General features: G+C 67.4%; 33 protein-coding genes. 25 read left to right on the plus strand and 8 right to left on the minus strand.

Annotated features, from left to right (window positions below):
• The 15 genes from AC1DJH_RS32255 to AC1DJH_RS32325 all read left to right on the plus strand — a co-directional run.
• Positions 1–144: EF-Tu C-terminal domain-related protein (locus tag AC1DJH_RS32255; RefSeq protein WP_478084152.1), on the plus strand; the 144-nt coding region annotated here is incomplete at its 5' end.
• A 21-nt stretch (positions 145–165) separates the two neighbouring features.
• Complete coding sequence (rpsJ, locus tag AC1DJH_RS32260) at positions 166–480, plus strand: 30S ribosomal protein S10 (protein ID WP_007838118.1); 315 nt, start codon at positions 166–168, stop codon at positions 478–480.
• A gap of 142 nt (positions 481–622) precedes the next feature.
• Positions 623–2,212: a hypothetical protein gene (locus AC1DJH_RS32265; RefSeq protein ID WP_478188503.1), complete on the plus strand. Its 1,590-nt coding sequence runs from the start codon at positions 623–625 to the stop codon at positions 2,210–2,212.
• Positions 2,213–2,226: 14 nt separating this feature from the next.
• A complete protein-coding gene (locus AC1DJH_RS32270; RefSeq protein ID WP_478188504.1) occupies positions 2,227–2,787 on the plus strand; it encodes a hypothetical protein in 561 nt (186 codons plus the stop codon).
• Positions 2,788–3,012: 225 nt separating this feature from the next.
• Positions 3,013–3,693 carry a 50S ribosomal protein L3 gene (rplC, locus tag AC1DJH_RS32275; RefSeq protein ID WP_116913568.1) on the plus strand — a complete coding sequence of 227 codons (681 nt, stop codon included), beginning with the start codon at positions 3,013–3,015 and terminating at the stop codon, positions 3,691–3,693.
• The gene (gene rplD / locus AC1DJH_RS32280) at positions 3,693–4,313 is read left to right on the plus strand and encodes a 50S ribosomal protein L4 (protein WP_093218836.1); all 621 of its coding nucleotides are present in this window, start codon (positions 3,693–3,695) and stop codon (positions 4,311–4,313) included. The genes rplC and rplD overlap by 1 nt, the downstream gene beginning before the upstream one ends.
• Complete coding sequence (gene rplW, locus AC1DJH_RS32285; RefSeq protein WP_007838129.1) at positions 4,310–4,645, plus strand: 50S ribosomal protein L23; 336 nt, start codon at positions 4,310–4,312, stop codon at positions 4,643–4,645. Before rplD ends, rplW begins: the two co-directional genes overlap by 4 nt.
• A 2-nt stretch (positions 4,646–4,647) precedes the next feature.
• Positions 4,648–5,472, plus strand: coding sequence for a 50S ribosomal protein L2 (rplB, locus tag AC1DJH_RS32290; RefSeq protein WP_093057772.1), 825 nt, complete (start codon positions 4,648–4,650; stop codon positions 5,470–5,472).
• A 10-nt stretch (positions 5,473–5,482) separates the two neighbouring features.
• Positions 5,483–5,761 (plus strand): 30S ribosomal protein S19, encoded by a 279-nt coding sequence (gene rpsS, locus AC1DJH_RS32295; RefSeq protein ID WP_007838132.1) that lies wholly within the window; start codon positions 5,483–5,485, stop codon positions 5,759–5,761.
• 9 nt (positions 5,762–5,770) lie between these two features.
• On the plus strand, positions 5,771–6,103 hold the full coding sequence (gene rplV, locus AC1DJH_RS32300) for a 50S ribosomal protein L22 (protein WP_007838134.1): 333 nt from the start codon (positions 5,771–5,773) through the stop codon (positions 6,101–6,103).
• A 17-nt stretch (positions 6,104–6,120) separates the two neighbouring features.
• A complete protein-coding gene (gene rpsC, locus AC1DJH_RS32305; RefSeq protein WP_435437673.1) occupies positions 6,121–7,035 on the plus strand; it encodes a 30S ribosomal protein S3 in 915 nt (304 codons plus the stop codon).
• A 52-nt stretch (positions 7,036–7,087) separates the two neighbouring features.
• Positions 7,088–7,504, plus strand: a complete 417-nt coding sequence (gene rplP, locus AC1DJH_RS32310; RefSeq protein ID WP_093136308.1) for a 50S ribosomal protein L16 — start codon at positions 7,088–7,090, stop codon at positions 7,502–7,504.
• Between the two features lie 55 nt (positions 7,505–7,559).
• Entirely contained in the window at positions 7,560–7,769 is a 210-nt protein-coding gene (rpmC, locus tag AC1DJH_RS32315; RefSeq protein WP_435437713.1) for a 50S ribosomal protein L29, read from the plus strand.
• 9 nt (positions 7,770–7,778) lie between these two features.
• A complete protein-coding gene (gene rpsQ / locus AC1DJH_RS32320) occupies positions 7,779–8,048 on the plus strand; it encodes a 30S ribosomal protein S17 (RefSeq protein ID WP_435437674.1) in 270 nt (89 codons plus the stop codon).
• 81 nt (positions 8,049–8,129) lie between these two features.
• On the plus strand, positions 8,130–8,636 hold the full coding sequence (locus AC1DJH_RS32325) for a redoxin family protein (protein ID WP_478188505.1): 507 nt from the start codon (positions 8,130–8,132) through the stop codon (positions 8,634–8,636).
• A 6-nt stretch (positions 8,637–8,642) separates the two neighbouring features.
• Here the strand turns inward: AC1DJH_RS32325 and AC1DJH_RS32330 are convergent, their stop codons facing one another.
• Together AC1DJH_RS32330 and AC1DJH_RS32335 are read right to left on the minus strand one after the other, a co-directional pair.
• The gene (locus tag AC1DJH_RS32330; RefSeq protein ID WP_478188506.1) at positions 8,643–9,230 is read right to left on the minus strand and encodes a GNAT family N-acetyltransferase; all 588 of its coding nucleotides are present in this window, start codon (positions 9,228–9,230) and stop codon (positions 8,643–8,645) included.
• A 149-nt stretch (positions 9,231–9,379) separates the two neighbouring features.
• On the minus strand, positions 9,380–9,877 hold the full coding sequence (locus AC1DJH_RS32335) for a TlpA disulfide reductase family protein (protein ID WP_435437677.1): 498 nt from the start codon (positions 9,875–9,877) through the stop codon (positions 9,380–9,382).
• 110 nt (positions 9,878–9,987) lie between these two features.
• Here AC1DJH_RS32335 and AC1DJH_RS32340 point away from each other — a divergent pair, with 110 nt between their 5' ends.
• The 10 genes from AC1DJH_RS32340 (at position 9,988) to AC1DJH_RS32385 (ending at position 18,220) form a co-directional block, all read left to right on the plus strand.
• Positions 9,988–10,527: a hypothetical protein gene (locus AC1DJH_RS32340; protein WP_478188507.1), complete on the plus strand. Its 540-nt coding sequence runs from the start codon at positions 9,988–9,990 to the stop codon at positions 10,525–10,527.
• Between the two features lie 121 nt (positions 10,528–10,648).
• Positions 10,649–11,104 (plus strand): PTS sugar transporter subunit IIA, encoded by a 456-nt coding sequence (locus tag AC1DJH_RS32345; protein WP_435437679.1) that lies wholly within the window; start codon positions 10,649–10,651, stop codon positions 11,102–11,104.
• Positions 11,073–11,342 (plus strand): HPr family phosphocarrier protein, encoded by a 270-nt coding sequence (locus AC1DJH_RS32350; protein WP_081266134.1) that lies wholly within the window; start codon positions 11,073–11,075, stop codon positions 11,340–11,342. Before AC1DJH_RS32345 ends, AC1DJH_RS32350 begins: the two co-directional genes overlap by 32 nt.
• A gap of 10 nt (positions 11,343–11,352) precedes the next feature.
• Positions 11,353–13,155, plus strand: coding sequence for a phosphoenolpyruvate--protein phosphotransferase (gene ptsP, locus AC1DJH_RS32355; RefSeq protein ID WP_472121401.1), 1,803 nt, complete (start codon positions 11,353–11,355; stop codon positions 13,153–13,155).
• A 130-nt stretch (positions 13,156–13,285) separates the two neighbouring features.
• Positions 13,286–13,672 (plus strand): DUF4148 domain-containing protein, encoded by a 387-nt coding sequence (locus AC1DJH_RS32360; RefSeq protein ID WP_478188508.1) that lies wholly within the window; start codon positions 13,286–13,288, stop codon positions 13,670–13,672.
• 130 nt (positions 13,673–13,802) lie between these two features.
• Positions 13,803–14,267 carry a Spy/CpxP family protein refolding chaperone gene (locus tag AC1DJH_RS32365; protein WP_435487322.1) on the plus strand — a complete coding sequence of 155 codons (465 nt, stop codon included), beginning with the start codon at positions 13,803–13,805 and terminating at the stop codon, positions 14,265–14,267.
• A 94-nt stretch (positions 14,268–14,361) separates the two neighbouring features.
• On the plus strand, positions 14,362–14,760 hold the full coding sequence (locus AC1DJH_RS32370) for a DUF4260 domain-containing protein (protein WP_478188509.1): 399 nt from the start codon (positions 14,362–14,364) through the stop codon (positions 14,758–14,760).
• Positions 14,761–14,899: 139 nt separating this feature from the next.
• The gene (locus AC1DJH_RS32375; RefSeq protein ID WP_472121396.1) at positions 14,900–15,592 is read left to right on the plus strand and encodes a response regulator transcription factor; all 693 of its coding nucleotides are present in this window, start codon (positions 14,900–14,902) and stop codon (positions 15,590–15,592) included.
• A gap of 103 nt (positions 15,593–15,695) precedes the next feature.
• Positions 15,696–17,075, plus strand: coding sequence for a HAMP domain-containing sensor histidine kinase (locus AC1DJH_RS32380; RefSeq protein ID WP_478188515.1), 1,380 nt, complete (start codon positions 15,696–15,698; stop codon positions 17,073–17,075).
• A 101-nt stretch (positions 17,076–17,176) separates the two neighbouring features.
• A complete protein-coding gene (locus AC1DJH_RS32385; RefSeq protein ID WP_478188510.1) occupies positions 17,177–18,220 on the plus strand; it encodes an NADP-dependent oxidoreductase in 1,044 nt (347 codons plus the stop codon).
• Positions 18,221–18,230: 10 nt separating this feature from the next.
• On the opposite strand, the gene zwf is transcribed toward AC1DJH_RS32385, so the two are convergent.
• The 6 genes from zwf to AC1DJH_RS32415 form a co-directional block, all read right to left on the minus strand.
• Entirely contained in the window at positions 18,231–19,694 is a 1,464-nt protein-coding gene (zwf, locus tag AC1DJH_RS32390; RefSeq protein WP_472121387.1) for a glucose-6-phosphate dehydrogenase, read from the minus strand.
• 72 nt (positions 19,695–19,766) lie between these two features.
• Positions 19,767–20,084, minus strand: coding sequence for a hypothetical protein (locus tag AC1DJH_RS32395; RefSeq protein WP_435437688.1), 318 nt, complete (start codon positions 20,082–20,084; stop codon positions 19,767–19,769).
• 75 nt (positions 20,085–20,159) lie between these two features.
• Positions 20,160–20,999, minus strand: a complete 840-nt coding sequence (locus AC1DJH_RS32400) for a DMT family transporter (RefSeq protein WP_478188511.1) — start codon at positions 20,997–20,999, stop codon at positions 20,160–20,162.
• Positions 21,000–21,399: 400 nt separating this feature from the next.
• Positions 21,400–21,960, minus strand: a complete 561-nt coding sequence (locus AC1DJH_RS32405) for a hypothetical protein (protein WP_478188512.1) — start codon at positions 21,958–21,960, stop codon at positions 21,400–21,402.
• 50 nt (positions 21,961–22,010) lie between these two features.
• Positions 22,011–23,174, minus strand: a complete 1,164-nt coding sequence (locus AC1DJH_RS32410) for an SLC13 family permease (protein WP_478188513.1) — start codon at positions 23,172–23,174, stop codon at positions 22,011–22,013.
• A complete protein-coding gene (locus AC1DJH_RS32415; RefSeq protein WP_478188514.1) occupies positions 23,171–24,445 on the minus strand; it encodes an MFS transporter in 1,275 nt (424 codons plus the stop codon). The genes AC1DJH_RS32410 and AC1DJH_RS32415 overlap by 4 nt, the downstream gene beginning before the upstream one ends.
• Positions 24,446–24,546 lie beyond the last annotated feature (101 nt).

A 24,546-nucleotide genomic window follows, 5' to 3' on the forward strand; every position in this document is an offset into this window, starting at 1 on the left:
GAAATGGTCATGCCTGGCGACAACGTCAGCATCACCGTGAAGCTGATCAACCCGATCGCGATGGAAGAAGGCCTGCGCTTCGCCATCCGTGAAGGCGGCCGTACCGTGGGTTCGGGCGTTGTGGCCAAGATCCTCGACATCTAAGCCGAACGCAAAGGAATCATCATGGCAACCAAGCAAAAAATCCGCATTCGCCTGAAGGCGTTCGACTACAAGCTGATCGACCAATCGGCCGCTGAAATCGTGGACACCGCCAAGCGCACCGGCGCGATCGTCAAGGGCCCGGTGCCCCTGCCGACCCGCATGAAGCGTTTCGACATCCTGCGTTCGCCGCACGTCAACAAGACGTCGCGCGACCAGCTGGAAATTCGCACGCACCAGCGCCTGATGGACATCGTCGACCCGACCGACAAGACCGTGGACGCGCTGATGAAGCTCGACCTGCCGGCCGGCGTGGACGTCGAGATCAAGCTGCAGTAATCCGACCTCGCGTCGTGTTCTGACAAAAGCCCGCCTGCAGAAATGCAGGCGGGCTTTGTCTTTTGTCATGTGGCTGTGGCATCCTCGCGCACCGGTATTCTTCAATGCATTTGCCGGGGCTGAAATGAGGGCCGCACAAGCTATGAGGCAAAAGTTCTCTTTTGTGTCGGGAATCGTGGCGTGCTTTGCGGCCACGGTCTTGCTGGCTGCGTGTGGAGGGGGCGGCGGCGGAGGCGGCGGCGGGATTCCCTTCCTGCCCGTCGTCGTGGCGCCGTCGACCAGCCCTGTCAATTTGAGCGGAACGGCAACCTACGAGTCGGTGCCCAACGAAAGCGGCGCCCTTCAGTACGCCAACATCACTGCCAAGCCGGTGCGTGGCGCCTATGTCGAAGTGCTCGACGCCAGCGGCAACCAGCTGGTCGTGACCTCGACGGACGATAGCGGAGGCTACGCCGTGAGTGTTCCCGGCAACACGAGCGTCGTCGTACGCGTGCGTGCCCAACTGACGCGTCCGGGGCCCGGCGCGAGTTGGGATGTCACGGTGCGCGACAACACCCGTTCCAACGCGATCTATTCCATGCAGTCGTCTGCGTTCTCGACGGGAACCGCGGCGTTGACCCGCGACGTGCGCGCCGGCAGCGGTTGGGGTGGGTCGAGCTACACGAGCGAGCGCGTGTCCGCGCCGTTCGCGGTGCTGGACACGGTCTACACCGCGATGCAGAAGGTGGTGTCGGTGGCGCCGGCGACGGCGTTTCCTGCGCTGAAAGTGTTCTGGAGCGTCAACAACACGAACGCGTCCGGCAGCGTTGCGCTGGGGCAGATCGGCACCACGTTCTTCATCGCCCGGAGTTCGGGCGCCGAGATCTATGTGCTCGGCAAGGAAAACGTGGACACCGACGAATTCGATACGCCCGTGGTCGCGCACGAGTGGGGGCACTACTACCAGGCCTCCTTCAGTCGCGACGATTCGACAGGCGGCGAGCACGCCACAAGCGACCTGGTCGACCGGCGGCTTGCCTTCTCCGAAGGCTGGGGCAACGCCTGGTCGGGCATCGCGCTCGGGCGGAGCAACTATGTCGATTCGGGTGGCCCCGGCCAATCGCAGGGGACGAATCTCGATCTTTCGAAGGGGCCGCCCTCCAATCCGGGCTGGTTCCGTGAGACCTCGATCCAGTCGATCTTCTGGAACCTCAACCAGCAGGTCGGGTTCAAGCCGATCCACGACACGATGACCAGCGCCCTGTTCCGCGGCGGTGTACCGGTCACGTCGATCCATCCTTTCACCGCCGTCTTCAACGTGGCGTCGCCCGGCAGCGCCTCGGTGCTCGCCTCCCTGCTGACGGGGCAGAACATCAGCGCGGCCGCCAACGATGCCTATGGCGACCAGGAAGGCAACAACGGCGGCGTGTCGATCGCGGTGCCGATGTACAAGCCGGCTCCCATCGGTGGCGCGAGCACCCAGGCTTGCGTGACGAACGCCGCGGATCCGAGGCGCGACGGCAACAAGCTGGGCAGTTTTGCCTACTTGACTTTCTCTGCGCCGACCAGTCGCACGTATCAGTTCGGGATCACGCCGCCAGCGGGAGCCAGTGCCAATGCGGCGATCTATCAAGGCGGCGTGGTCAGCCGCAATCCTGGCTCGGTCAACCTGTCGGCGGGTGCCTATGTCCTGGTGATCAACGACCTCAACAACTCCGCCGCGAACACCTGTTTCGGCGTGACCATCCAATAGCAGTGGGGGCCGCCATGAATCTCCGTTCCAGCTCGATGATCGCCGCGTCGGTGTGGCTGACGCTAGCGGCCGCGTCCGCTCTTGCAGACGGCGTGCCGGCGCCGCGCGTGGGCAAGCCTGTCGCATCGGCTTCTCATGCCCCCATGACAGTCGCGGTGCGCAAATCGAATGACTCGGGCGTGGCGATCCAGTACCGGGTCGACGGCGTGGCGCAGGCCGGCCGACCGGTTACGGTCTTCCTGCAGTTCGACGGCGTGACCGATCCGGCCGGAGCCACGGTGCAACTGACCACCGATGCCGGCTTGGCGCTGGCGACGAACAGCAGGCTGGTGCTGCCGGCGGGCCAGCGCACGAGTGCCACTGCAACGGTGACGAGCAGTCGCGAAGGCCTCGCCTACCTGAACGTCTTCGTGACGCAGAACGGGGCCATGAGCATCGTGGCGATTCCCGTGCAGACCGGCTCTGGCGCCCCGGCGACCAAGCCCACCGGCGACATGAAGTCGTCGGCGGACGGTGAAAAGGTCATCTCGCTGCCCGCCAAAGAGACCAAGGATCCCAAAGAGCCCGCCAGATAGCCCTGAAACGGGGGCTTCGCGCTTGCCAAACAGGCGCCGTGGCGGTACTTGCACCGCGCCCCCATCGCGGTCTATAATCGCTGGCTCTGCCCTTGTTGCGTCCGCAAGGATGTTGCGTCGGCGGAGATTTATCAACCTTCTTCCGTAGCCGGAGAAATCTGGCAAACGCTGTTGCCAATTGAAGTGGCAGTGGCGGAAGAGGATTTCCATTTTTGGAGAAAACATATGAGTCTGAGCAACTCCCTCGGGTTGCTGGGCCGCAAGGTGGGGATGATGCGTCTCTTCACCGATGACGGGGACGCAGTTCCTGTCACGGTGGTGGATGTGTCCAACAACCGTGTGACCCAGATCAAGTCCCAAGAGACCGATGGCTACGTCGCCCTGCAGGTGACGTTCGGTTCGCGCAAAGCATCGCGCGTGACCAAGCCCCAAGCCGGCCACCTTGCCAAGGCAGGTGTCGAAGCTGGCGAAATCATCCAGGAATTCCGCGTCACCGCAGATACCGCAGGTCAGCACAAGGCTGGCGGCGTGATCGCTGCGAGCAGCGTGTTTTCCGTGGGCCAGAAGGTGGACGTGCAAGGCACTTCCATCGGCAAGGGTTTCGCAGGCACGATCAAGCGTCACAACATGAGCTCGCAACGCGCGTCGCACGGTAACAGCCGTTCGCACAACGTTCCCGGCTCGATCGGCATGGCACAAGACCCCGGTCGCGTGTTCCCCGGCAAGCGCATGACGGGCCACCTCGGCGACGTCACCCGCACGACGCAAAACCTCGACGTGTTCCGCATCGACGAAGCACGTCAACTGCTGCTCATCAAGGGCGCGATTCCGGGTTCGAAGGGTGGCTTCGTCACCGTGCGTCCCGCCATCAAGGCCAAGCCGCAAGCGGCTGAAGGAGCGAAGTAATGGAACTCGAACTCCTGAACGAACAAGGCCAGGCCGCGTCGAAGTACGACGCCCCCGAGACCGTGTTCGGCCGTGACTACAACGAAGACCTGGTCCACCAGATCGTCGTTGCATTCCAGGCCAACGCCCGCCAAGGCACGCGCGCCCAGAAGGACCGCGAGCAGGTCAAGCACTCGACCAAGAAGCCTTTCAAGCAAAAGGGAACGGGCCGCGCCCGTGCCGGTATGACGTCCTCGCCGCTGTGGCGCGGGGGTGGCCGGATCTTCCCGAACATGCCTGACGAAAACTTCTCGCAAAAGATCAACAAGAAGATGTACCGCGCCGGCATGGCCGCCATCTTCTCGCAGCTCGCTCGCGAAGGCCGTCTGGCCGTGGTGGATTCGCTGACCGTGGATTCGCCCAAGACGAAGCCGCTGGCAGCCCGTTTCAAGGCAATGAATCTCGAGTCCGTGCTCGTGATCGCCGAAGAAGTCGACGAAAACCTGTACCTTGCCTCGCGCAATCTGGTCAACATCCTCGTGGTCGAACCCCGTTACGCCGATCCGGTGTCGCTGGTTCACTACAAGAAGGTGCTGGTCACCAAGGGTGCCGTCGACAAGCTCAAGGAGATGTTCGCATGAGCCGCGTGAACCCTACCGCCGCTGAACGTACGTTCGAAGAAGGCCGCCTGATGGCGGTGCTGGTCGCCCCGATCGTGTCCGAAAAGGCCACGATGGTCGGCGAGAAGTCGAACGCTGTCACTTTCAAGGTGCTGCAAGACGCCACCAAGCCCGAGATCAAGGCCGCTGTTGAACTGATGTTCAAGGTCGAAGTCCAGGGCGTGTCGGTGCTCAACACCAAGGGCAAGACCAAGCGCTTTGGCAAGTCCATCGGCCGCCGCGACAACGTTCGCAAGGCCTATGTGACCCTGAAGCCGGGTCAAGAGCTCAACCTCGTCGGGGAAGGCGCTTAATCATGGCCGTCATCAAGATGAAACCCACTTCGCCGGGCCAACGCGGCGCGGTGAAGATTTCGCGTGATCACCTGTTCAAGGGTGCTCCTCACGCAGCCCTGCTGGAACCCCAGTTCCAGAAGGCCGGCCGTAACAACAACGGTCACATCACGATCCGTCACCGTGGCGGTGGTTCCAAGCACCACTACCGCGTTGTCGACTTCGTGCGCAACAAGGACGGCATCCCGGCCAAGGTCGAACGCATCGAGTACGACCCGAACCGCACCGCCCACATCGCTCTGGTCTGCTACGCCGACGGCGAGCGCCGCTACATCATCGCCCCGCGCGGTCTTGAAGCCGGTGCAACGCTGCTGTCGGGCGCCGAAGCCCCGATCCGCGCCGGCAACACCCTGCCGATCCGCAACATTCCGGTCGGCTCGACGATCCACTGCATCGAACTGCAACCCGGCAAGGGCGCGCAGATCGCGCGTTCCGCCGGTACGTCGGCCACGCTGCTGGCTCGCGAAGGCGTCTACGCACAGGTCCGCATGCGTTCGGGTGAGGTGCGTCGCATCCACATCGAATGCCGCGCAACCATCGGCGAAGTGGCCAACGAAGAGCACAGCCTGCGCCAACTCGGCAAGGCAGGCGCCAAGCGCTGGAAGGGCATTCGCCCGACCGTTCGCGGCGTCGTGATGAACCCGGTCGACCACCCGCACGGTGGCGGCGAAGGCAAGACTGGCGAAGGCCGCCATCCTGTCGACCCATGGGGCAATCTGACCAAGGGCTATCGCACCCGTAACAACAAGCGCACGCAGGTCTTCATCGTGTCGCGTCGCAAGAAGTAAGGGATAGCCAATGACTCGCTCTCTCAAAAAGGGTCCTTTCGTCGACCACCACCTGGTGGCCAAGGCCGACAAGGCCGTGACGACCAAGGACAAGAAGCCGATCAAGACCTGGTCGCGCCGCTCGATGGTTTTGCCCGAATTCATCGGTCTGACCATCGCTGTGCACAACGGCAAGCAACACGTGCCCGTGTACATCACCGACCAGATGGTCGGCCACAAGCTCGGCGAATTTGCGCTCACGCGCACGTTCAAGGGGCACCCCGCGGACAAAAAAGTCCAGAAGAAGTAAGGAACGACCATGTCTGAAACACGTGCAGTCCTCCGCGGTGTCCGCCTGTCGGTCGACAAGGGCCGTCTGGTCGCGGACCTGATCCGCGGCAAGAAGGTCGATCAAGCGCTCAACGTTCTGCAGTTCACGCAGAAAAAGGCCGCTGTGATCATCAAGAAGGTGCTGGAGTCGGCTATCGCCAACGCCGAGCACAACGACGGTGCCGACATCGACGAGCTGAAGGTCAAGACCATCTACGTCGAGCAAGGTGCAACGCTCAAGCGCTTCACCGCGCGGGCCAAGGGTCGCGGCAATCGCATCAGCAAGCCCACGTGCCATGTGTACGTGACGGTTGGCAACTAAGAAGGCCTGGAAGAAATATGGGACAGAAAATCCACCCAACCGGGTTCCGCCTTGCGGTTACCCGTAACTGGTCCAGCCGCTGGTACGCAAGCGACCGCGATTTCGCGGGCATGCTGGCCGAAGACATCAAGGTTCGCGAATACCTGAAGAAGAAGCTGAAGAACGCTTCGGTGTCGCGCGTCATGATCGAACGTCCCGCCAAGAACGCACGCATCACGATCTACTCGGCACGTCCGGGCGTCGTGATCGGCAAGAAGGGTGAAGACATCGAGAACCTCAAGCGCGAACTGGGCAAGCAGCTCGGCGTGCCGGTTGCGGTCAACATCGAAGAAGTGCGCAAGCCCGAAATCGATGCGCAGCTGATCGCCGACAGCATCACGCAACAGCTCGAAAAGCGGATCATGTTCCGCCGTGCCATGAAGCGCGCCATGCAAAACGCCATGCGTCTGGGTGCCCTGGGCATCAAGATCATGTCGTCGGGCCGCCTGAACGGCATCGAAATCGCGCGTTGCGAGTGGTACCGCGAAGGTCGCGTGCCGCTTCACACCCTGCGCGCCGACATCGACTACGGCACCTCGGAAGCCAAGACCACCTACGGCGTCATCGGCGTCAAGGTCTGGGTCTACAAGGGCGACACGCTGGGTCGTAACGACCTGCCGGCCGTCGAAACGCCGCGTCCTGAAGAAGAACGTCGTCCGCGTGGTCCCCGCCGTGATGGTCGCCCTGGCGACCGTCCGGGTGGCGACCGTCGTGGTCCCAGCTCCGGCCCCCGCGCCGGTGCCCGCGGCCCGATCGGTGGCAACACCGCTCCCGCCGATGGCAGCGACAAGCCCGCAGAAGCAACCGGCGGTGCCGGTGACTCGAAACCCGCCGTTAAGCGCGTCCGCAAAGCCGCGCCCGCTGCAGCAGCGGACGGTGCCAAGACCGAGTAATCGGTCGCTCCCGGGCGCGAAAGCGCCTGGGGCCCTCACGGAGTAATAAAACATGCTGCAACCTGCACGCAGAAAGTTCCGCAAGGAACAAAAGGGCCGCAACACCGGCGTCGCAACCACGGGTAACTCGGTTGCGTTCGGTGATTTCGGTCTCAAATGCACCGATCGCGGCCGCCTCACGGCACGCCAGATCGAAGCCGCTCGTCGCGCGATTTCGCGTCACGTGAAGCGCGGTGGCCGTATCTGGATCCGCGTGTTCCCGGACAAGCCCATCTCTACAAAGCCCGCTGAAGTGCGGATGGGTAACGGCAAGGGCAACCCCGAGTACTACGTCGCTGAAATCCAGCCTGGCAAGATCGTGTTCGAGATCGTCGGCGTGCCCGAAGAACTCGCCCGCGAAGCGTTCCGCCTGGCGGCCGCCAAGCTTCCGCTGCGCACGACGTTCGTCGCTCGCCAGCTCGGCGCCTGAGAGGAGAACACCCATGGCAACCCGTAAGAAAAAAGAAACCGTGGCTCCGGCCAAGGTGACCAAGGCTGCAACGCTGCGCACGAAAGATGTCGACGCGCTGAAGACCGAAGTCAAGGAACTGCAAAAGGCCCATTTCGGCCTGCGCATGCAAAAAGCCACGCAACAGCTGTCGAACACCTCGACGCTGCGCGTGACGCGCCGCGACATCGCGCGCGCCAAGACCATTCTTGCGCAGAAGCAGCAAGAAACCGCCGCCGCCAAATAAGGAATGAACATGACGGAACCTAAAAAATCCCTCAAGCGCACCTTGATTGGCAAGGTGGTCAGCGACAAGCGTGCCAAGACCGTGACCGTGCTGGTCGAGCGCCGTGTGAAGCACGAGCTCTACGGCAAGATCGTGGCCAAGACGAGCAAGTACCACGCCCATGACGAAAATGGTCAGTACAAGCTGGGCGACACCATCGAGATCACGGAAAGCCGTCCGATCTCGAAGACCAAGAACTGGGTTGTGACCCGTCTGGTCGAAAAGGCCGTTCTGGTCTGACCGATCAGATACCCGGCTCGAGACAGCCCCTTCGAAAACGGCCCACAATGTGGGCCGTTTTTCTTTTTCCGGAGCACATACATGATCAAAGTCGGCGACATCCTTCCCTCGGCCACCCTGCAGGAATATTCCGAAGTCGAGGGCGAGGGCTGCAGCATCGGCCCGAACGCCGTGGACGTGACCAAGGCATCGGCCGGCAAGACGATCGCGCTGTTCGCCCTGCCTGGCGCCTTCACGCCGACCTGCTCGGCCAAGCACGTGCCGGGCTATGTGCAGCACTTCGACGACTTCAAGGCCGCCGGCGTGGACGAAATCTGGTGTGTGAGCGTGAATGACGCTTTCGTGATGGGCGCCTGGGCACGCGACCAGAAGACCGGCAGCAAGGTGCGCATGCTGGCCGACGGCAGCGCCGACTTTGCCAAGGCCACCGGGCTGACGCTCGACCTGACGGGGCGCGGCATGGGCGTGCGCAGCAACCGCTATTCGATGCTCGTGAAGGACGGCAAGGTCGCCACGCTCAACGTCGAAGGCCCGGGCAAGTTCGAAGTCAGCGACGCCGAAACGCTGCTGGCGCAAGCCCGCGGCTGAGCCCGGCTAGAGATCCGCCTTCAGGTAGTGCGCCCCGGCGACGGGGTTGTGATAGTAGGGCGGCACCTCCGCGAAGCCCAGGTCTTCGTAGAGGGCCCGCGCCGACTCCATGTCGTCGAGGGTGTCGAGCAGCACGCAGCCGTAGCCCGCACCGCGTGCGGCATCCAGGATGGCCTCGGCCAGTTGCCGGCCCAGGCCCAGCCCGCGGAAACCGGGGCGCACGTAGAGGCGCTTCATTTCCGCGGCGTTCGCGTAGTCCGCGTTGTCGAGCGGACGCAGCGCGCAGCAGCCCGCCACGTGCGCCAGCGTGCCATCGGCGCGCCGGAGCGTTGGCGTCTGGCGGCCGGTTTCTTCCTTCACATTGGCGGGATCGACCAAAGCCAGCAACAGCATGCCCCGCGGTTCGGCGTAGCTGCCGGGCAGGCCGGCCAGTTCGCCGTCGAAATCCTGGAATCCCAGGTCGATGCCCAGCGAGGCGGCGTAGTCGCGAAAGATCGCGCGCGTGGCGTCGAACTCGTGCGCTTCTTCAGGCGTGAGCAGCACCACCGCCGGCATGGCCGACAGCGGCAGGGGGCGCGAGACGGAAAAGCTCATGCGGCCACGAAAGAGTCGGTCATCGAAGAAGGGGCCCCAGGGGCCGATGCGGCGGAAGGCGCAGGTTAGCAAAGTCCGGCCCGCACGCTGATCGGGGTTGTTGCTAGTGCAGCCTTTCGAACGGAAAAGCGCCTGGCGCACAGCCCGCGTCAGGCTTCGGCCAGCAGCTTTTCGATCAGCTTGTGCAGTTCGGCAAAGTCCGGCTCGCCCACATAGCGCTTCACGATCTCGCCGCGCTTGTTGACCAGGTAGGTGGTGGGCGTGAGCTTCACGTCGCCCCAGGCCTGCGCCACGCTGCCGGTGTTGTCGATCGCCACCTTGAACGGCAGCTTGCGTGTTTCGGCGAAGTTGACCACGTAGCTCGGCGGGTCGTAGCTCATGGCCACGGCCAGGGTGTCGTAACCCTGCGCCTTGTACTTGTCGTAGGTGGCGATCACCTTGGGCATTTCGCCAACACAGGTCACGCAGCTCGTGGCCCAGAAGTTGACCAGGGTCACCTTGCCCTTCAGGTCCGCGGTGCTCTTTTGCGTGCCGTCGAGCAGCACGAAGGTCGAGGCCGGCGCGGCGGTGGCGCCGGAGCCGAAGTACACGCCCACGCCGACGGCCAGCGCGAGGACGACGGAGGCAGCGGCGATGTATTTCTTCATGGCTTTACAGATGAGAAGGGCGGCGCGATTTTAGTTCCGCCCGCCCGATTCGTGCTGGCGGCGCCACGGGGCCCCTCGGCAGCGCCTCGCGGCTCGATAATCCCTCCCCCATGCCGTCGTCCGTCCCCCGCCCCTGGCCCGCGCTGGCCATTGCAGCCCTGGTTGCCGCCTGCAGCCCCACCTTCAACTGGCGCGAGGTGCCCATAGCCGAGGCCGGCCTGATCGCGCTGCTGCCCTGCAAGGCCGACCGCGCGAACCGCGCGCTGCCGCTGGGCGCCGAATCGGTACAGGTCGACATGACGGGCTGTGCGGCCGGCGGCGCCACCTTTGCCATCGCCCATGCGTCGGCCAACGGCCCGGTGCAGGCCGAGGCTTGGCTCAACGCCTGGCGCACCGCCACGCGCGGCCAATTGGAGGGAGCCGGTGAGGCGCAGGTGACGGAAACGCCCGCGGTGCTTCAACGCGCAACAGCCACGCCTGCTCCGCTGCGGCTCGACGGGCGCAAGCAGGGTGCCGCACCCGTGCAGATCCTCTGGTTCGCCCAGTCGCAAAAGGACGGCACCGTGGCGCTCTACCAGGCCACCGTGCTGGGGACGCCCTCCTCGGGCGAAGCGTCCAAGACCTTCTTCGAGGGCTTGCGCCTGCCATGAGGGCGGCGCTTTGCGTGGGTACGGGCGCAACACTGGCCGCTTTTCCGGGCTGCCGCGTTGTGTCACATATCTACTTACCCTGGGCGGCCCCGCATAATCGACGCGTCGTCCTCCGTCCCGCATGAACAGCATTCTCATCATCGCCCACTCACCGTTCGCCCATGCGCTGCGGCAGTGTGCGCTGCATGTGTTCCCCGATTGCGAACACGCCATCGTCGCGCTCGACGTGTTGCCCAACGTGTCGCCCGAGGAAACGCTGGCCGCCGCGCGCATCACGCTCGAGCAGCAGCTGCGCGCACCGCGTTCGCAGGTGCTGGTGCTGGCCGACGTGTTCGGCGCCACGCCCTGCAACGTGGCGCAAAAACTCGTGGACGGCGCCCGTTCGCGGCTGGTGGCGGGGGTCAACCTGCCGATGCTGCTGCGCGCCGTCACCTACCGGCACGAGCCGCTGGAGACGCTGGTGCAGCGCGCCCTCGCGGGCGGCACCGCGGGCGTCATGCAGGTGGCGGTGGCGGCTCCCCAGAACCAGGCGAAGAGAAAGCACAGTGATCAAGAAATCCGTGACCATCAGCAATAAGCTGGGCCTGCACGCACGCGCATCGGCCAAGCTGACCAAGCTCGCAGGCAGCTTTCCCTGCGAGGTGTGGCTCTCGCGCGGCGACCGCCGCATCAACGCCAAGAGCATCATGGGCGTGATGATGCTGGCCGCCGGGCTCGGCTCCACGGTGGAGCTCGAAACCAACGGCCCGCAGGAAGAAGAAGCGATGAACGCCATCGTCCACCTCATGGACGACAAGTTCGGCGAAGGCGAATAAGGACCCCGCCATGACCTTCGCAGTCCACGGCCTTCCCGTTGCCCGTGGCATTGCCATCGGGCGCGCGGTGCTGGTGGTGTCGAGCCGCATCGACGTGGCCCACTACTTCATCAAGCCCGAAGAAATCGAGACCGAGATCGACCGCGTGCGCACCGCGCGCAACGCGGTGGCCGACGAGCTCATCAAGCTGCAGGCCAATGTCGCGCTGATGGGCCCGAACGACGCGCCGCACGAACTGTCCGCGTTGCTCGAGGTGCACCAGATGCTGCTGCAGGACGAGGCCCTCAGCACCGGCGTGAAGCACTGGATCAGCGAGCGGCTCTACAACGCCGAATGGGCGCTGACCACGCAGCTGGAAATCATCGCGCGCCAGTTCGACGAAATGGAAGACGCCTACTTGCGCGAACGCAAGGCCGACCTCGAACAGGTGGTCGAGCGCCTGCTGCACCGCATGAAGGGCACGGCCGCCGTGCTCGCGCCGAGCCCGCCGCGGCGCAAGCGCGCCGCCGCCACGGACGACGACGCGGACGACCCCACTGCGGGTGACGGCATCGACGTGCCCCTGGTGCTCATCGCGCACGACCTGTCTCCGGCCGACATGCTGCAGTTCAAGAAGAGCGTGTTCGCCGGCTTCGTGACCGACGTGGGCGGGCGCACCTCGCACACCGCCATCGTCGCGCGCAGCATGGACATTCCGGCCGTGGTCGGCGCGCGCACCGCCAGCCAGCTGGTGCGCCAGGACGACTGGGTCATCATCGACGGCGATGCCGGCGTGGTCATCGTCGACCCGTCGCCGATCATCCTGGCCGAGTACGGCTTCAAGCAGCGCCAGGGCGACCTCGAACGCGGCCGGCTCGCGCGGCTGCGCCACAAGCCCGCCGTCACGCTCGACGGCCAGCGTGTCGAGCTGCTCGCCAACATCGAGATGCCGGAAGACACCGTGGGCGCCGTCAAGGCCGGCGCCGTGGGCGTGGGCCTGTTCCGCAGCGAGTTCCTTTTCATGGGCCGCGAGTCGTCCACGCGCCAGACGCGCCTGCCCGACGAGGAAGAGCAGTACCAGGCCTACAAGCGCGCGGTCGAGGGCATGCAGGGCATGCCCGTGACCATCCGCACCATCGACGTGGGGGCAGACAAGCCGCTGGACAGCAAGTCGTCCAACAAGCAGGAGCACCTGAACCCCGCGCTCGGCCTGCGCGCCATCCGCTGGAGCCTGGCCGACCCGGCCATGTTCCTCACGCAGCTGCGCGCCATTCTTCGCGCCGCCGCGCACGGCGAGATCCACCTGCTGATTCCCATGCTCGCGCACGCCAGCGAGATCCGCCAGACGCTGTCGCTGATCGACTTCGCGCGCACCGAGCTCGACAACCGCGGCGCGGTGTACGGCCAGGTGAAGCTCGGCGCCATGATCGAGATTCCGGCAGCTGCGCTCACGCTGCGCATCTTCCTGAAGCACTTCGACTTCCTGTCGATCGGCACGAACGACCTGATTCAGTACACGCTGGCCATCGACCGTGCCGACGAATCGGTGGCGCATTTGTACGACCCCGCGCACCCGGCCGTGCTGCGCCTCGTGGCAGACACCATCACCGAGTGCCGCCGCCAAGGCAAGGGCGTGTCGGTGTGCGGCGAGATGGCCGGCGACGTGGCCTTCACACGGCTGCTGCTGGGGCTGGGCCTGCGCAGCTTCTCGATGCATCCCTCGCGCATCCTCGCGGTCAAGCAGGAAGTGCTGCGTGCCGACACCAGCAAGCTCGAGGCCTGGGCACAGCGCGTGCTCGAATCCGACGACCCCGCCGCCACCATGGCGGGCTGAGCGTTTTCACTCGCCCTGGCGGGCGAGTGAAAAGAATCGATACATGCCGCAACCGCGGCGAAAGGACTTGCGGGGCGCCCGCAAGCACGATCAAGTCTTCTCTTCCAACCCCGAAAGAAAGGCCTGCATCATGAAGTTCGTCTCCACCTCCGTCTCCTTCTCCCAGATCATCGCGATCAGCTCGTTCGCCATGCTCGCCGCTGCGGGCGCCAAGGCTGAAAGCTACGAGGGCGTGCAACCCGCCGTGTCGGCCAAGAGCCGTGCCGATGTGAACGCCGAAGCCGTGCGCACCGCGTCGGCACCCAACCAGAACGTGGTGCGCGGCTCGCGCGGCCCGGAGACCATGGCCGTGTCGATGGAGCGCGACCGCGTCGTTGCCGAAGCCGTGCGTGCCGCCGCCGCGCCCGACCAGAACGTGTCGTCCGGCTCGCGCGTGAACAGCAAGGTCATCTCGACCTTGCAGAACCCCGTCGACGCACGCGCCGCGGCCGTCAACGCCAAGAGCAGCCGGCTGTAAGCAGCCCCTGCGCGGTTGCCGCGCCCGTCGCAATCAAACGAAACACGCCGATACCCCGGCGAGAGGACTTGGCCCGGCGCACCTCGCACCATCGAGCTTCCTCCTCACCACACAACATCAAGGACTTGATATGAAGCACTGGATCAAACGCACTCTCTTCGGTTTCGCAGGCGCCGCCATGGTGGCCGGCAGCATCGCCGGCTGTGCCGGCCAACGCCACGGCTGGAGCGGCGACAGCGCCGAGTTCCGCGCGAAGATGGTCGAGCGCGTGGGCAGCAAGCTCGAGCTCGACGCCAGCCAGAAGCAGAAGCTCACCGTGCTGGCCGAGAAGCTGCAGGCACAGCGCGAAGCGATGCGCGGCGCAGGCGGCTCGGGCGACCCGCGCTCGCAGTTCAAGGCGCTGTTCGCGGGCAATAAGCTCGACCAGGCCGGCGCCACGCGACTGGTCGACGAGAAGACCGCCGCCGTGCGCAACGGCAGCCCCGAGATCATCGCGGCCGCGGCAGACTTCTACGACCACCTGAACGCCGCCCAGCAGCAGAAGGTGCGCGACTTCATGGACCGCGGCGGCCGCCGCTGGAGCCATCGTGGCTGACCTTGATTCACCCCCGGTCTTCGCGCACTTCGTGTCGCTTCGCCAACCCCCTTCCAGGGGGCGACACCCGTGGCCCGGCGAAGCCGGTTCCACGGTGTCTCGCGAACAGAGCCTCGGCGCCGCGGGCGGCGTGCGGGGACTGCTGCGGCTCGAAGGCACCGTGGTGCTCGGCGTGGCCCTTGCTGCCTACGCCCAGTTCGGCGCGGGCTGGGGCGTGTTCGCGCTCTGGCTGCTGGCGCCCGACATCTCGCTGCTGGGCTACCTCGCGGGCCCGCGCGTGGGCGCGGCGCTCTACAACGCGGCGCATTCGTACGTCGGGCCGGTGCTGCTGCTGGCGCTCGGCGTGTTCGCGGCCCTGCCATGGGCGGTGGCCGGCGGCCTCATCTGGCTGACCCACATCGGGCTGGACCGCGCACTGGGTTACGGACTGAAGTACGCCGCGGGCTTCGCCTTCACGCACCTCGGGCGCATCGGCCGGGCCGATCCATGGTGAAGCGCGCGATGCCTGTGTTTCCTTCGCGGCCGCGCACGGTGCACCCGGCGGCTGTCATCACCTGGGCCGTGCGATGCCACCCGGTCTGATGGTCAGCGAAGTCATCCGCCATTTTCTTGCCAGGAGGCACAATCCCGCCATGCCGCGCATCCTGCTGATCGACGACGACGAACACCTCGCCGCGCCGCTGACCACCTACTTCGCACGCTTCGGCTGCACGCTCGACAGCGCGGTGCGCCCGAGCGAAGGTCTCGCCAAGCTGCGCGCCGGCCATTACGACGCCGCCATCCTCGACGTGATGCTCCCCGAGATGGACGGCTTTGCGCTGTGCCGCGAGATCCGCAAGGAAAGCGACATTCCCATCGTCATGCTCACCGCCCGCGGCGAGGTGATGGACCGCGTGGTCGGCCTCGAACTGGGCGCCGACGACTACGTGCCCAAGCCCTTCGAGCCGCGCGAACTGGTGGCGCGCGTGCAGACCATCTTGCGACGCCAGCGCAGCGCACCGCCCGCGGCCGCCGGCACGCAGCAGCGCGTGTTCGACGGCCTGTCGATCGACCTCGACCGGCGCCAGGTGCTGCGCCACGGCGAGCGCGTGGAGCTCACCGGCACCGAGTTCGAACTGCTCGCGCTGCTGGCGGCCGAGCCCGGCAAGGTGTTCAGCCGCGACGACATCCTCAACCGCCTGCGCGGCCACGAGGCCGAGCTCTATACGCGCGCAGTCGACATCGTGGTGAGCCGCCTGCGCAAGAAGCTGGAGCCGCTGGACTGCATCAAGACGCTGCGCAATGCGGGCTACGCGCTGGCCGTTGCGCGCAGCGAGCCCGCATGAGCGCCGCGCCGGGCCGCCCCAAGCAAGCTCGCACCGCAGCGCGTAGCGCGGAGGTCTTCCGATGAGCTTGAACCGCAGGGACCACCGTGCGGTGATGCGCGAGATGCGGCAGCGCATGGCCTGCCGCGAGGACATGTCACGCGAGGAATGGCGCACGCAGTGGCACGCCCGCTGGAACGAGAAGGTGCAGGGCAAGCGCCGCTGGCGCCGCTCGCTGCGCGTGCGGCTGGTGCTGATGTTCGTGCTGCTCGCGCTGGTGATGGCGGCGGTGTTCATGGGCGGCATGAAGAAGTCGTTCTCCACCGGCTGGGCCGAGGCCGCCAAGCCCATGCTCACTGACTACACCGACCGCCTGGTGGCAGAGATCGGCACGCCGCCCGACGTGGCGCGGGCGCAGGCGCTGGTGGCCCGGCTGCCCATCACCATCCGCATCGTCGGCCCCACGGTCAACTGGGACTCCAACCCCGGCGGCGCGAACGGCCCCGGCGGCTGGATGCACGACCGCGACGACGTCTTCGGCGGCGACAAGTGGTTCATCCGCCCCACGGCCGACGGCCACCGCGTGATCTTCGGCTGGGCGCCCAAGCTGTGGCAGCTGGCGCCGCGCGTCATCGGCTGGGCCACGCTCGGCCTGCTGCTGTCGTGCGTGCTGCTGGCCTATGCCTACGTGAACCGGCTGCTGCGCCCGCTGATCGACATTCGCGAAGGCGCGCAGCGCTTCGGCCGCGGCGAGTTCGCACAGCCCATTCCCGTGCGGCGCAACGACGACCTGGGCGACCTCGCGGAGCGCATCAACACCATGGCCGACGACATCCAGGCCATGCTCGACGCCAAGCGCGGCCTGCTGCTGGCGCTGAGCCACGAGCTGCGCTCGCCGCTCACGCGCGCCCGGCTCAATGCCGAGCTGCTGCCGGCCACGCCCGAAGGCCAGCCCGAGCGCGAGGCGCTGCTGCGCGACCTGAACGAGATGCGCGACCTCATCAGCGACCTGCTCGAAAGCGAGCGCCTGGCAAGCCCGCACGTGGCGCTGCTGCGCGAGCCGGTCGACCTGGCCGTGCTGATCCGCGAGACGGTGGCCGAGATGCCCGATGCGCAGCACGTGCACCTCGACCTGGCCGAAGGCCTGCCCCCGCATGCCGTCGACCGCATGCGCATCCGCCTGCTGGTGCGCAACCTGCTGGACAACGCGCTGCGCTACAGCACCGACGCACCTCGGCCGCCCTGCGTGTCGCTGCGCGCGGTGCTCGAGGGCCGCAGGCAGGGCGTGGAGATCGAGGTGCGAGACCACGGCCCCGGCGTAGGCGAAGAGCAGCTCGAGCGCCTGACCGAGCCCTTCTATCGCACCGACGGCGCGCGCGCGCGCGCCACCGGCGGCGTGGGCCTGGGCATGTACCTGTGCCGGCTGATCGCCGAGGCGCACGGCGGCGAGCTGACGGTGCGCAACGCCGGGCCGGGGCTGCAGATCATCGTCCGGCTGACTTGAGCGATCGGGCGGCGGGGGCTGTCGCCTGCGCTACCGGCCGGTACGGGGGGGCGCGGCTACGATGCGCCTCCCAGCCCGCATCGGTCCATCAAGGAGACACCATGAGCAGCCCCCTCACCAACCACCAGGTCCGACTCGCCAAGCGTCCCGAAGGCGCCGCCACCCGCGAGAACTGGAAGTTCACCACCGAGCCCGTCGGCGAGCCGGCAGAGGGCGGCGTGCTGGTCAAGACGCTGTCGCTGTCGCTCGACCCCGCCATGCGCGGCTGGCTCAACGACGCCAGGAGCTACATCCCGCCCGTGGGCATCGACGAGGTGATGCGCGCCGGCGGCGTCGGCCGCGTGGTCGCGTCGAAGAACCCGCAGTTCGCGGTGGGCGACACGGTGTACGGCACGCTGGGCGTGCAGGAGTACATCCTCGTGGCGCAGGAAGAACTCAAGCGCAACGGCCTCGTGAAGATCGACCTGAACGTCGGCACCATCGGCCAGTGGCTCAACGTGCTCGGCATGCCGGGCATGACCGGCTACTTCGGCCTGATGGACGTGGGCCAGCCCCAACCCGGCGAGACCGTGGTCGTGTCGGGCGCGGCCGGCGCGGTCGGCCAGACCGTGGGACAGCTCGCCAAGCTCAAGGGCTGCCGCGTGGTCGGCATCGCGGGCGGCGCGGCCAAGTGCGAGTGGGTGGTGAAGGAGCTGGGCTTCGACGCCTGTATCGACTACAAGGCCGGCGAGGGCGCGGTGCGCGCGGGCCTGAAGGAACACTGCCCGAAGGGCGTGGACGTGTACTTCGACAACGTCGGCGGCGAGATCCTCGACCAGGTGCTGGCCAAGCTGGCACGCAAGGCCCGCATCATCATCTGCGGCGCCATCAGCCAGTACAACAACGCCAACAGCATGCCTGCGGCCGGCCCGCGCAACTACCTGAGCCTGCTGGTGAACCGCGCGCGCATGGAAGGCATCGTGGTGTTCGACTACGCCGACCGTTACCACATCGCCATCGCCGAGATGGCCGGCTACCTGAAGGACGGGCGCATGAAGAGCAAGGAAGACGTGGTGAAGGGGCTCGACACCTTCCCCGAGTCGCTCAACAAGCTGTTCGCGGGAGAGAACTTCGGCAAGCTGGTGCTGGAGGTGGCGCAGGCCTGAGCGGCGTCTTTCAGTTGCCGGTCTTGTTCGGATCGCGCCAGGCCCGCTCGAACGGCAGCCGCCACGCATGCGGCGCAATCAGCTGGTGCACCGGCTTCGGCCCCCATGAGCCCTGCTCGTAGAGCCGCACCGGCGGCGGCGATTCGAGCAGCGCGGTCGACACCTCCCACAGCCGCTCGATGCCCTCGGCCGTGGTGAACAGCGTGCGGTCGCCGCGCATCGCGTCCAGGATCAGCCGCTCGTAGGCTTCGAGCACCTCGCCGGCCATGCCGGTGTCTCGCATGGCGAACTGCAGGCTCAGCTTGTCCAGCCGCATGCCGGGCCCGGGGCGCTTGCCGTAGAAGGACAGCGACATCTTCGAAGCGTCCGCCAGGTCGAAGGTCAGGTGGTCGGGCCCCTGCGCGCCCACGCCCGAGCCCGGTGGAAACATGCTCTTGGGCGGCTCGCGGAACGCGATGGAAATGATGCGCTGGCCCTCGGCCATGCGCTTGCCCGTGCGCAGGTAGAAGGGCACGCCGGCCCAGCGCCAGTTGTCGATGTGGCACTTCAGCGCAATGAAGGTCTCGGTGTCGGAGTCGGGGTCCACGCCTTCCTCGGCGCGGTAGCCGCTGTACTGGCCGCGCACCACGTCGGCGGGCCGGATCGGCTCCATGCTGCGAAAGACCTTGTTCTTCTCCTCGCTGATGGGCGCGGGCTCCAGCGCGGTGGGCGGCTCCATGGCCATGAAGGCCAGGATCTGGAACAGGTGCGTGACCACCATGTCGCGGTAGGCGCCGGTCTGCTCGTAGAAGCCGGCGCGCTTGCCCAGGCCCAGTGTTTCGGGCACGTCGATCTGCACGTGGTCGATGAAGTTGCGGTTCCAGATGGGCTCGAACAGGCCGTTGGCGAAGCGGAAGGCCAGGATGTTCTGCGCCGGCTCCTTGCCCAGGAAGTGGTCGATGCGAAAGATCTGCTCTTCCTGGAACACCTCGTGCAGCTTGCCGTTGAGCGCGACGGCACTGGCCAGGTCGGTGCCGAAGGGCTTTTCCATGACGATGCGCGAGCGCTCCACCAGCCCGGCCTCGCCCAGGGTGCGCACCACGGTCAGCGCCGCGCTGGGCGGCACGCTCAGGTAATGCAGGCGCCGGCACTCGGTACCCAGCGAGGCCTCGGCCCGGTCGACCGCGGCGCGCAATGCGGCGGCGCCGGCCGACAGGGGCACGTAGTCGAGCGTGGCGGCGAAGGCTTCCCAGTCGGCGGGCTGGGTCTTGCGGCTGCCGAACTCGTCGAGGGCCGCGCGGGCGGCGGCGCGAAAGCCGTCGACATCGAGTTCGTCCAGCGACACGCCGATGACGCGGCAGCCCGGAATGAAGCCGGCGCTGCACAGGTGGAACAGCCCCGGCAGAAGTTTTCGCCTTGCCAGGTCGCCGGTGGCGCCCACCAGGACCACCACCTGCGGAAAACGCGGACCGACACCGGGAGGGATCTTCGCCATGTTGTCACCTTGGAGCTGTTGTACCCGGGCCCCAAGCGATTTCGGTGCCAGCCCTGGCGCCTGGCGTGCGGGTCAGTCGGTGGCGGGCCGCATGGGCACGTCGCCCAGCGCCTCGTCGTCGCGCAGGCCGTGCGCGGCCTTCAGCAGTTCGATCGACATGCCGTCGCTCTGGCCGGCAAAGCCCTTGGCGACGCCCTCGAGCACCGTCGACAGGCCGACTTCGCCGTCGGCGCGGGCGTCCATGCTCACGTTCAGCACCCGGGCCGCCATCTGGCGGTAGGTGACGGCGCCCGCGCTCTCCAACGCGGCCACCAGGTCGAGGTACAGCGCCAGGTTCAGGTCGAACACCAGCTTGGGCGTGATCTCGAAATCCTCGTTCTTGTTTTGCATGGGTGTGGCTCCTTTTTTTCCTGAGCCTCCACTCTAGCCACAAAAAACGGCCGGGCTCGTCGGATACAGCCTGATTCAGCGTGCGCGCGTGCCCATGATCGCCGCCGAGATGATGAGCAACGCCGCCAGCGCGATGGTCCAGGTCAGCGGCCGGCCGGTCACCAGCAGCAGCAGCGCGGTCGAGCCCAGCGGTGTGAGGTAGCTCAGGATGCCGATCTGGCGCGCGTCGCCGCGCTTGAGTGCCGCGTCCCATGCGAAGAAGGCCGCGCCCAGCGGGCCCAGCCCGCACAGCAGGAGCAACAGCCCGTCGCGCCCCGACAACGCCACCGAGGGCTCGAGCACTGCGTGGCAGGCCAGCGACAGCACGCCCGAGACCAGCCCGAACAGGCCGATGGCCGAGGTCGGGAAGGGCGCGACGCGTTTCGTGCCGAGCGAGTAGCTGGCCCAGACGAAGGCCGAGGCCAGCGCCGGCAGGAAGCCCCAGTAGCCTGTGGAAGTGGCCGCGCCCCCGCCCGCGCCGAGGATCGCGGCGGCCGCGCCCGCGAACCCCAGCAGTCCCGCCACCAGGTGCAGCGGGCGCAGTGTCACACCCGGCAGCAGCGCCGGCGCCAGCACCACCATGAGCAGCGGCCAGAGGTAGTTGACCAGGTTGGCCTCGACCGGCGGCGCGTACCGCAACGCGATGAACAGCAGGAAGTGGTAGCCGAACAGGCCGTACACGCCCAGCGCCAGCGTGCGCGGCGGCACTTGCCAGGCGCGGCGGTCGCGCAGCACGAGCGGCCAGCTCGGTACGCTGCCGATGACCAGCGCCAGCCCGGTAAGCAGGAACGGCGGCAGGTGCGACAGGGCGGTGCCCAGCGAGGCGAGCGTGGTCCAGAGCGCGATGGCGAGCAGGGCATAGACGGTCGATGACATGGGCCGCGAGGGTACGCGATCAGGTCCGCGCTTTTTCGAGAGCCGCCGTGCCCCCACCCCGGCCCTCCCCCGGAAGGGGAGGGAGAAAGACAGACAGCCGACGGCGCACGACCGGTCTTGCTCCTTCCCCTCCCGGGGGAAGGCTGGGATGGGGGCAGGCCTGCGATCAGGCGCCGAGCTGGTTCAGAGGCCGCCGTGCCCCCACCCCGGCCCTCCCCCGGAAGGGGAGGGAGAAAGACGAACAGCCAGCGGCACACGACCGGTCTTGCTCCTTCCCCTCCCGGGGGAAGGCTGGGATGGGGGCAGGCCTTCGATCAGGCGCCGCGCTTGTTCAGAGGCTGTCGTGCCCCCACCCCAGCCCTCCCCCGGGAGGGGAGGGAGAAAGACAAAGACAGGCGCTTCAGCCCTTTTCTGCGTCCCGCACCGGCCGGCCGTTGACCTTCACGGCCTCGACCACGCGCCCCTCGCCCGTGGCCAGCGGCTGGGCGTGGCCCTCGGCGCGCACCTTGTCGCCGACCTTCAGGCCCAGCCGTGCGAAGCCGTCGGGCCGGGTGTGGACGAAGTCGCCGGTGTCCAGCACCACGCCGTTGGCCTCGCCATGGCGCGCGTAGTTGAAGCGCGCCACCGTGCCCGCGATGTCCGCTTCGGCGTCCGTGTGGCGCGGTGCCTGGCCGTCGACCGAGGCCAGCCGCTCGAAGCGGTAGACCGTGTGCCCGGCCTCGCCCTTGGGGGAGGGGCCTTCCTCGGTGCCCTCGATCACCAGCGCCTGGCCGGCCTGCAGGCCCGCGAAGGCGGACGCGGCGCCCTCGTCGTGGCGGTCGAACACGAACTGCGTGAGCACGCCGTCGGTGTCGATCAGCACGCCTTCGACGCCGCCCTTGGGGCTGTACACCAGGTGCTGGAAACGGCCTTCGACCGACCAGACGTCCAGGGTGTCATGTGTTTCGTGAGGATGTGGCATGGAATGAAAGTCCCTTGTGAGAGTGGTTGTGGAACAGGAAAAAACGCGTTTCAACCGAGCCGCAGCAGCACCGCAGACGCCGCGCACACGATCAGAAAAGGAATGCTGATGCGGTGAAACTCGCGCAGCCCGTGCGGCACCTTGGCCAGCCGCAGCGCGATGAGGTTCGCGAGGGAGCCCAGCACGCAGCCGAAGCCGCCCACGCTCACGCCTGCCGCCAGCGCGGGCAGGTCGTGCACGTAGCGGTCCAGCAGGATGGTGGCCGGCACGTTGCTGATGAACTGCGAGGTGACGATGGCCGCCAGGTACGCGCGCCAGCCTTCGGCAATGGGCCACTGCCCCACCAGCGCGGCCACCGACGGCAGCTCCGCCAGCTGGCGCAGGTCCACGAACATCAGCGCGATGATGGCCAGCAGCGCCCAGTCCACGCCCAGCAGCACGCGGCGCTGGAACAGCAGGTAGGCGACGAACACCACCGCCAGGCCCGCCAGCAGCCAGTGCCGGTCGAGCGCTACGACGAAGCCCACGAACAGCACGCCCGACAGCGCCAGCAGGCGCGGCTGCACCGGCGCGGCCTCGGCGGATGGCTTGAGCGCGATGGCCGTGCGCGGCACCAGCAGCCACACGGCCACGAACAGCCAGAACAGCATGACCAGCACGGTGGGCGCCATCATGGCCATGAAGCCGCCGAAGCTCTCGCCGGTGCGGTGCCACAGGTACAGGTTCTGCGGATTGCCGATGGGCGTGAGGGCCGAGCCCGCGTTCACCGCCAGGGCCTGCAGCACGACCAGCCGCGCCAGCGGCAGGTGCGCCTGCGTGGCCAGCACGCGCGTGAGCGGCACCAGCAGGAACAGGCTCACGTCGTTGGTGACCAGCGCCGACAGCACGGCGGCGGTGGCGGTGAGCAGCAGCGCGAGCTGGCGCAGGTTGGTGGTGCGCGCCAGCAGGCGCTGGGCGGCCGCCTGCAGCATGCCGCTCTTCTCCACGCCCTGCGTGATGGCGAGCAGCCCGGCCAGCGCGCCCACGGTCTGCCAGTCGACCAGCTTCAGCCAGTCCATCGGCGCGCGCGGTCGCAGGAAGGCGAACAGCACCGCCACTGCCACCAGCACCCAGAGCAGGCCGTTGCCTCCGCCGCCCTCGGCGGGCAGCTCCTTGCTGTTCCCGGCAGGGGCTGGTGAAGAAGGGGGCAGGGCGGACACGGTGTCTTTGGTCATGGAGCGGCGGGGGTCAGTGCGGAGTCGGTGGGCGCGTTCGCGATCGAACGGCGCCGGTCGCGAGTTTCCGGCATGGCCAGCGCGAACAGCGTCAGCGCACAGGCCGCGACGCCCGCCAGCATCACGAAGGCCGTGCCGTAGCCGGCCAGGTGCGCCACCGTGCCCGCCACCAGGTTGCTGAGCGCCGCGCCCAGCCCCACGCAGGCCGCGCCGATGCCCAGCGCAAGGTTGAAGTGGCCGCTGCCGCGCGTGAGGTCGCCGATCATCAGGGTCAGCATCACGCCGAAGATGCCCGAGCCGATGCCGTCGAGCACCTGCAGCGACAGCAGCGCGGTCGGGCTGTCGGCCAGCAGGTAGAGCAGCCCGCGCACCGGCAGCACCGCGAAGCCGACGAGAAAGATCGGCTTGCGCGCCAGCCGCGGCGCCCAGCGCCCGACCGCCAGCGCGATCGGAATGGTGACCAGCTGCGTGACGATCACGCCGCCCGACAGCCACAGCGTGGCCGAGGTGCCGGCCCGGCTGCCGACCTTCTGCGCCACCAGCGTGAGCATGGCGGCGTTGGCCAGGTGGAACAGGAAGGCGCAGACCAGCAGCACGACCAGGCGGCGGTCGTACCAGCGGGCGGTGGATGGCGCGGTGCCGGCCTCGCGGTCGGCATCGGCATCGGCGCCGCGCGCCAGCCGCGGATCGATGTCGCGCTGGCGGATGAGCATGGCAGCCACCACCGTCGGCAGCGCCATCGCCACCGCGTAGAAGAACATCGCATGCGGACCGAAGGCGTGGCCGACCCAGCCGGTGCCCAGCGCCCACAGCACCGTGCCGCCCGCGGTGATGGCCGCGTTGCGGCCGACGCGCGCGTCCAGCCCGGCGCGCCCCACCATGCCCAGGCTGGTGGCCGCGATGGCAGGCGCCACCAGCGTGCCCGCCGCGCCGATGAGCGACTGGCCCGCCAGGATCACGCCGTAGCCCGGCCAGTTCGCCATGACCACCAGGCACATCGCGATGAGCGCGATGGCCCCGGCGATCCAGCGCGGCTTGTGACGCACGCTGTCGATCAGCGCCCCGGCCGGCGCCTGCACCACCAGGCCCACCAGCGCCGAGACGAACATCACGGTGCCGATGCGCTGCGGGTCCCAGGCCAGCGTGCCGGCCATGAAGACGATCAGGAACGGCCCGACGCCGCCCTGGATGTCGGGCGCGAAGAAGGCCAGTGCGTCGAGCGCGCGCAGGCTGCGGCGCGACGGTGCGGGGGTGGCGGCGTCGGTGGTCATGGCGGGCAGGCCTGGCGGATCAGGACGCCGGCAGCGGGGCCGGGGGCGCCATCAGCGGGGCGGGCGGCGTCGGGCCGGCACCGCGCGGACCGCGGGGGCCG

The sequence above is a fragment of the Variovorax sp. 10N412 genome, assembly GCF_056394985.1.

Coding starts and splice junctions, on each gene's coding strand:
- rpsJ (WP_007838118.1), top strand. CDS start 166: ATGGCAACCAAGCAAAAAATCCGCATTCGCCTGAAGGCGTTCGACTAC.
- AC1DJH_RS32265 (WP_478188503.1), top strand. CDS start 623: ATGAGGCAAAAGTTCTCTTTTGTGTCGGGAATCGTGGCGTGCTTTGCG.
- AC1DJH_RS32270 (WP_478188504.1), top strand. CDS start 2,227: ATGAATCTCCGTTCCAGCTCGATGATCGCCGCGTCGGTGTGGCTGACG.
- rplC (WP_116913568.1), top strand. CDS start 3,013: ATGAGTCTGAGCAACTCCCTCGGGTTGCTGGGCCGCAAGGTGGGGATG.
- rplD (WP_093218836.1), top strand. CDS start 3,693: ATGGAACTCGAACTCCTGAACGAACAAGGCCAGGCCGCGTCGAAGTAC.
- rplW (WP_007838129.1), top strand. CDS start 4,310: ATGAGCCGCGTGAACCCTACCGCCGCTGAACGTACGTTCGAAGAAGGC.
- rplB (WP_093057772.1), top strand. CDS start 4,648: ATGGCCGTCATCAAGATGAAACCCACTTCGCCGGGCCAACGCGGCGCG.
- rpsS (WP_007838132.1), top strand. CDS start 5,483: ATGACTCGCTCTCTCAAAAAGGGTCCTTTCGTCGACCACCACCTGGTG.
- rplV (WP_007838134.1), top strand. CDS start 5,771: ATGTCTGAAACACGTGCAGTCCTCCGCGGTGTCCGCCTGTCGGTCGAC.
- rpsC (WP_435437673.1), top strand. CDS start 6,121: ATGGGACAGAAAATCCACCCAACCGGGTTCCGCCTTGCGGTTACCCGT.
- rplP (WP_093136308.1), top strand. CDS start 7,088: ATGCTGCAACCTGCACGCAGAAAGTTCCGCAAGGAACAAAAGGGCCGC.
- rpsQ (WP_435437674.1), top strand. CDS start 7,779: ATGACGGAACCTAAAAAATCCCTCAAGCGCACCTTGATTGGCAAGGTG.
- AC1DJH_RS32325 (WP_478188505.1), top strand. CDS start 8,130: ATGATCAAAGTCGGCGACATCCTTCCCTCGGCCACCCTGCAGGAATAT.
- AC1DJH_RS32330 (WP_478188506.1), bottom strand. CDS start 9,230: ATGAGCTTTTCCGTCTCGCGCCCCCTGCCGCTGTCGGCCATGCCGGCG.
- AC1DJH_RS32335 (WP_435437677.1), bottom strand. CDS start 9,877: ATGAAGAAATACATCGCCGCTGCCTCCGTCGTCCTCGCGCTGGCCGTC.
- AC1DJH_RS32340 (WP_478188507.1), top strand. CDS start 9,988: ATGCCGTCGTCCGTCCCCCGCCCCTGGCCCGCGCTGGCCATTGCAGCC.
- AC1DJH_RS32345 (WP_435437679.1), top strand. CDS start 10,649: ATGAACAGCATTCTCATCATCGCCCACTCACCGTTCGCCCATGCGCTG.
- ptsP (WP_472121401.1), top strand. CDS start 11,353: ATGACCTTCGCAGTCCACGGCCTTCCCGTTGCCCGTGGCATTGCCATC.
- AC1DJH_RS32360 (WP_478188508.1), top strand. CDS start 13,286: ATGAAGTTCGTCTCCACCTCCGTCTCCTTCTCCCAGATCATCGCGATC.
- AC1DJH_RS32365 (WP_435487322.1), top strand. CDS start 13,803: ATGAAGCACTGGATCAAACGCACTCTCTTCGGTTTCGCAGGCGCCGCC.
- AC1DJH_RS32375 (WP_472121396.1), top strand. CDS start 14,900: ATGCCGCGCATCCTGCTGATCGACGACGACGAACACCTCGCCGCGCCG.
- AC1DJH_RS32380 (WP_478188515.1), top strand. CDS start 15,696: ATGCGGCAGCGCATGGCCTGCCGCGAGGACATGTCACGCGAGGAATGG.
- AC1DJH_RS32385 (WP_478188510.1), top strand. CDS start 17,177: ATGAGCAGCCCCCTCACCAACCACCAGGTCCGACTCGCCAAGCGTCCC.
- zwf (WP_472121387.1), bottom strand. CDS start 19,694: ATGGCGAAGATCCCTCCCGGTGTCGGTCCGCGTTTTCCGCAGGTGGTG.
- AC1DJH_RS32395 (WP_435437688.1), bottom strand. CDS start 20,084: ATGCAAAACAAGAACGAGGATTTCGAGATCACGCCCAAGCTGGTGTTC.
- AC1DJH_RS32400 (WP_478188511.1), bottom strand. CDS start 20,999: ATGTCATCGACCGTCTATGCCCTGCTCGCCATCGCGCTCTGGACCACG.
- AC1DJH_RS32405 (WP_478188512.1), bottom strand. CDS start 21,960: ATGCCACATCCTCACGAAACACATGACACCCTGGACGTCTGGTCGGTC.
- AC1DJH_RS32410 (WP_478188513.1), bottom strand. CDS start 23,174: ATGACCAAAGACACCGTGTCCGCCCTGCCCCCTTCTTCACCAGCCCCT.
- AC1DJH_RS32415 (WP_478188514.1), bottom strand. CDS start 24,445: ATGACCACCGACGCCGCCACCCCCGCACCGTCGCGCCGCAGCCTGCGC.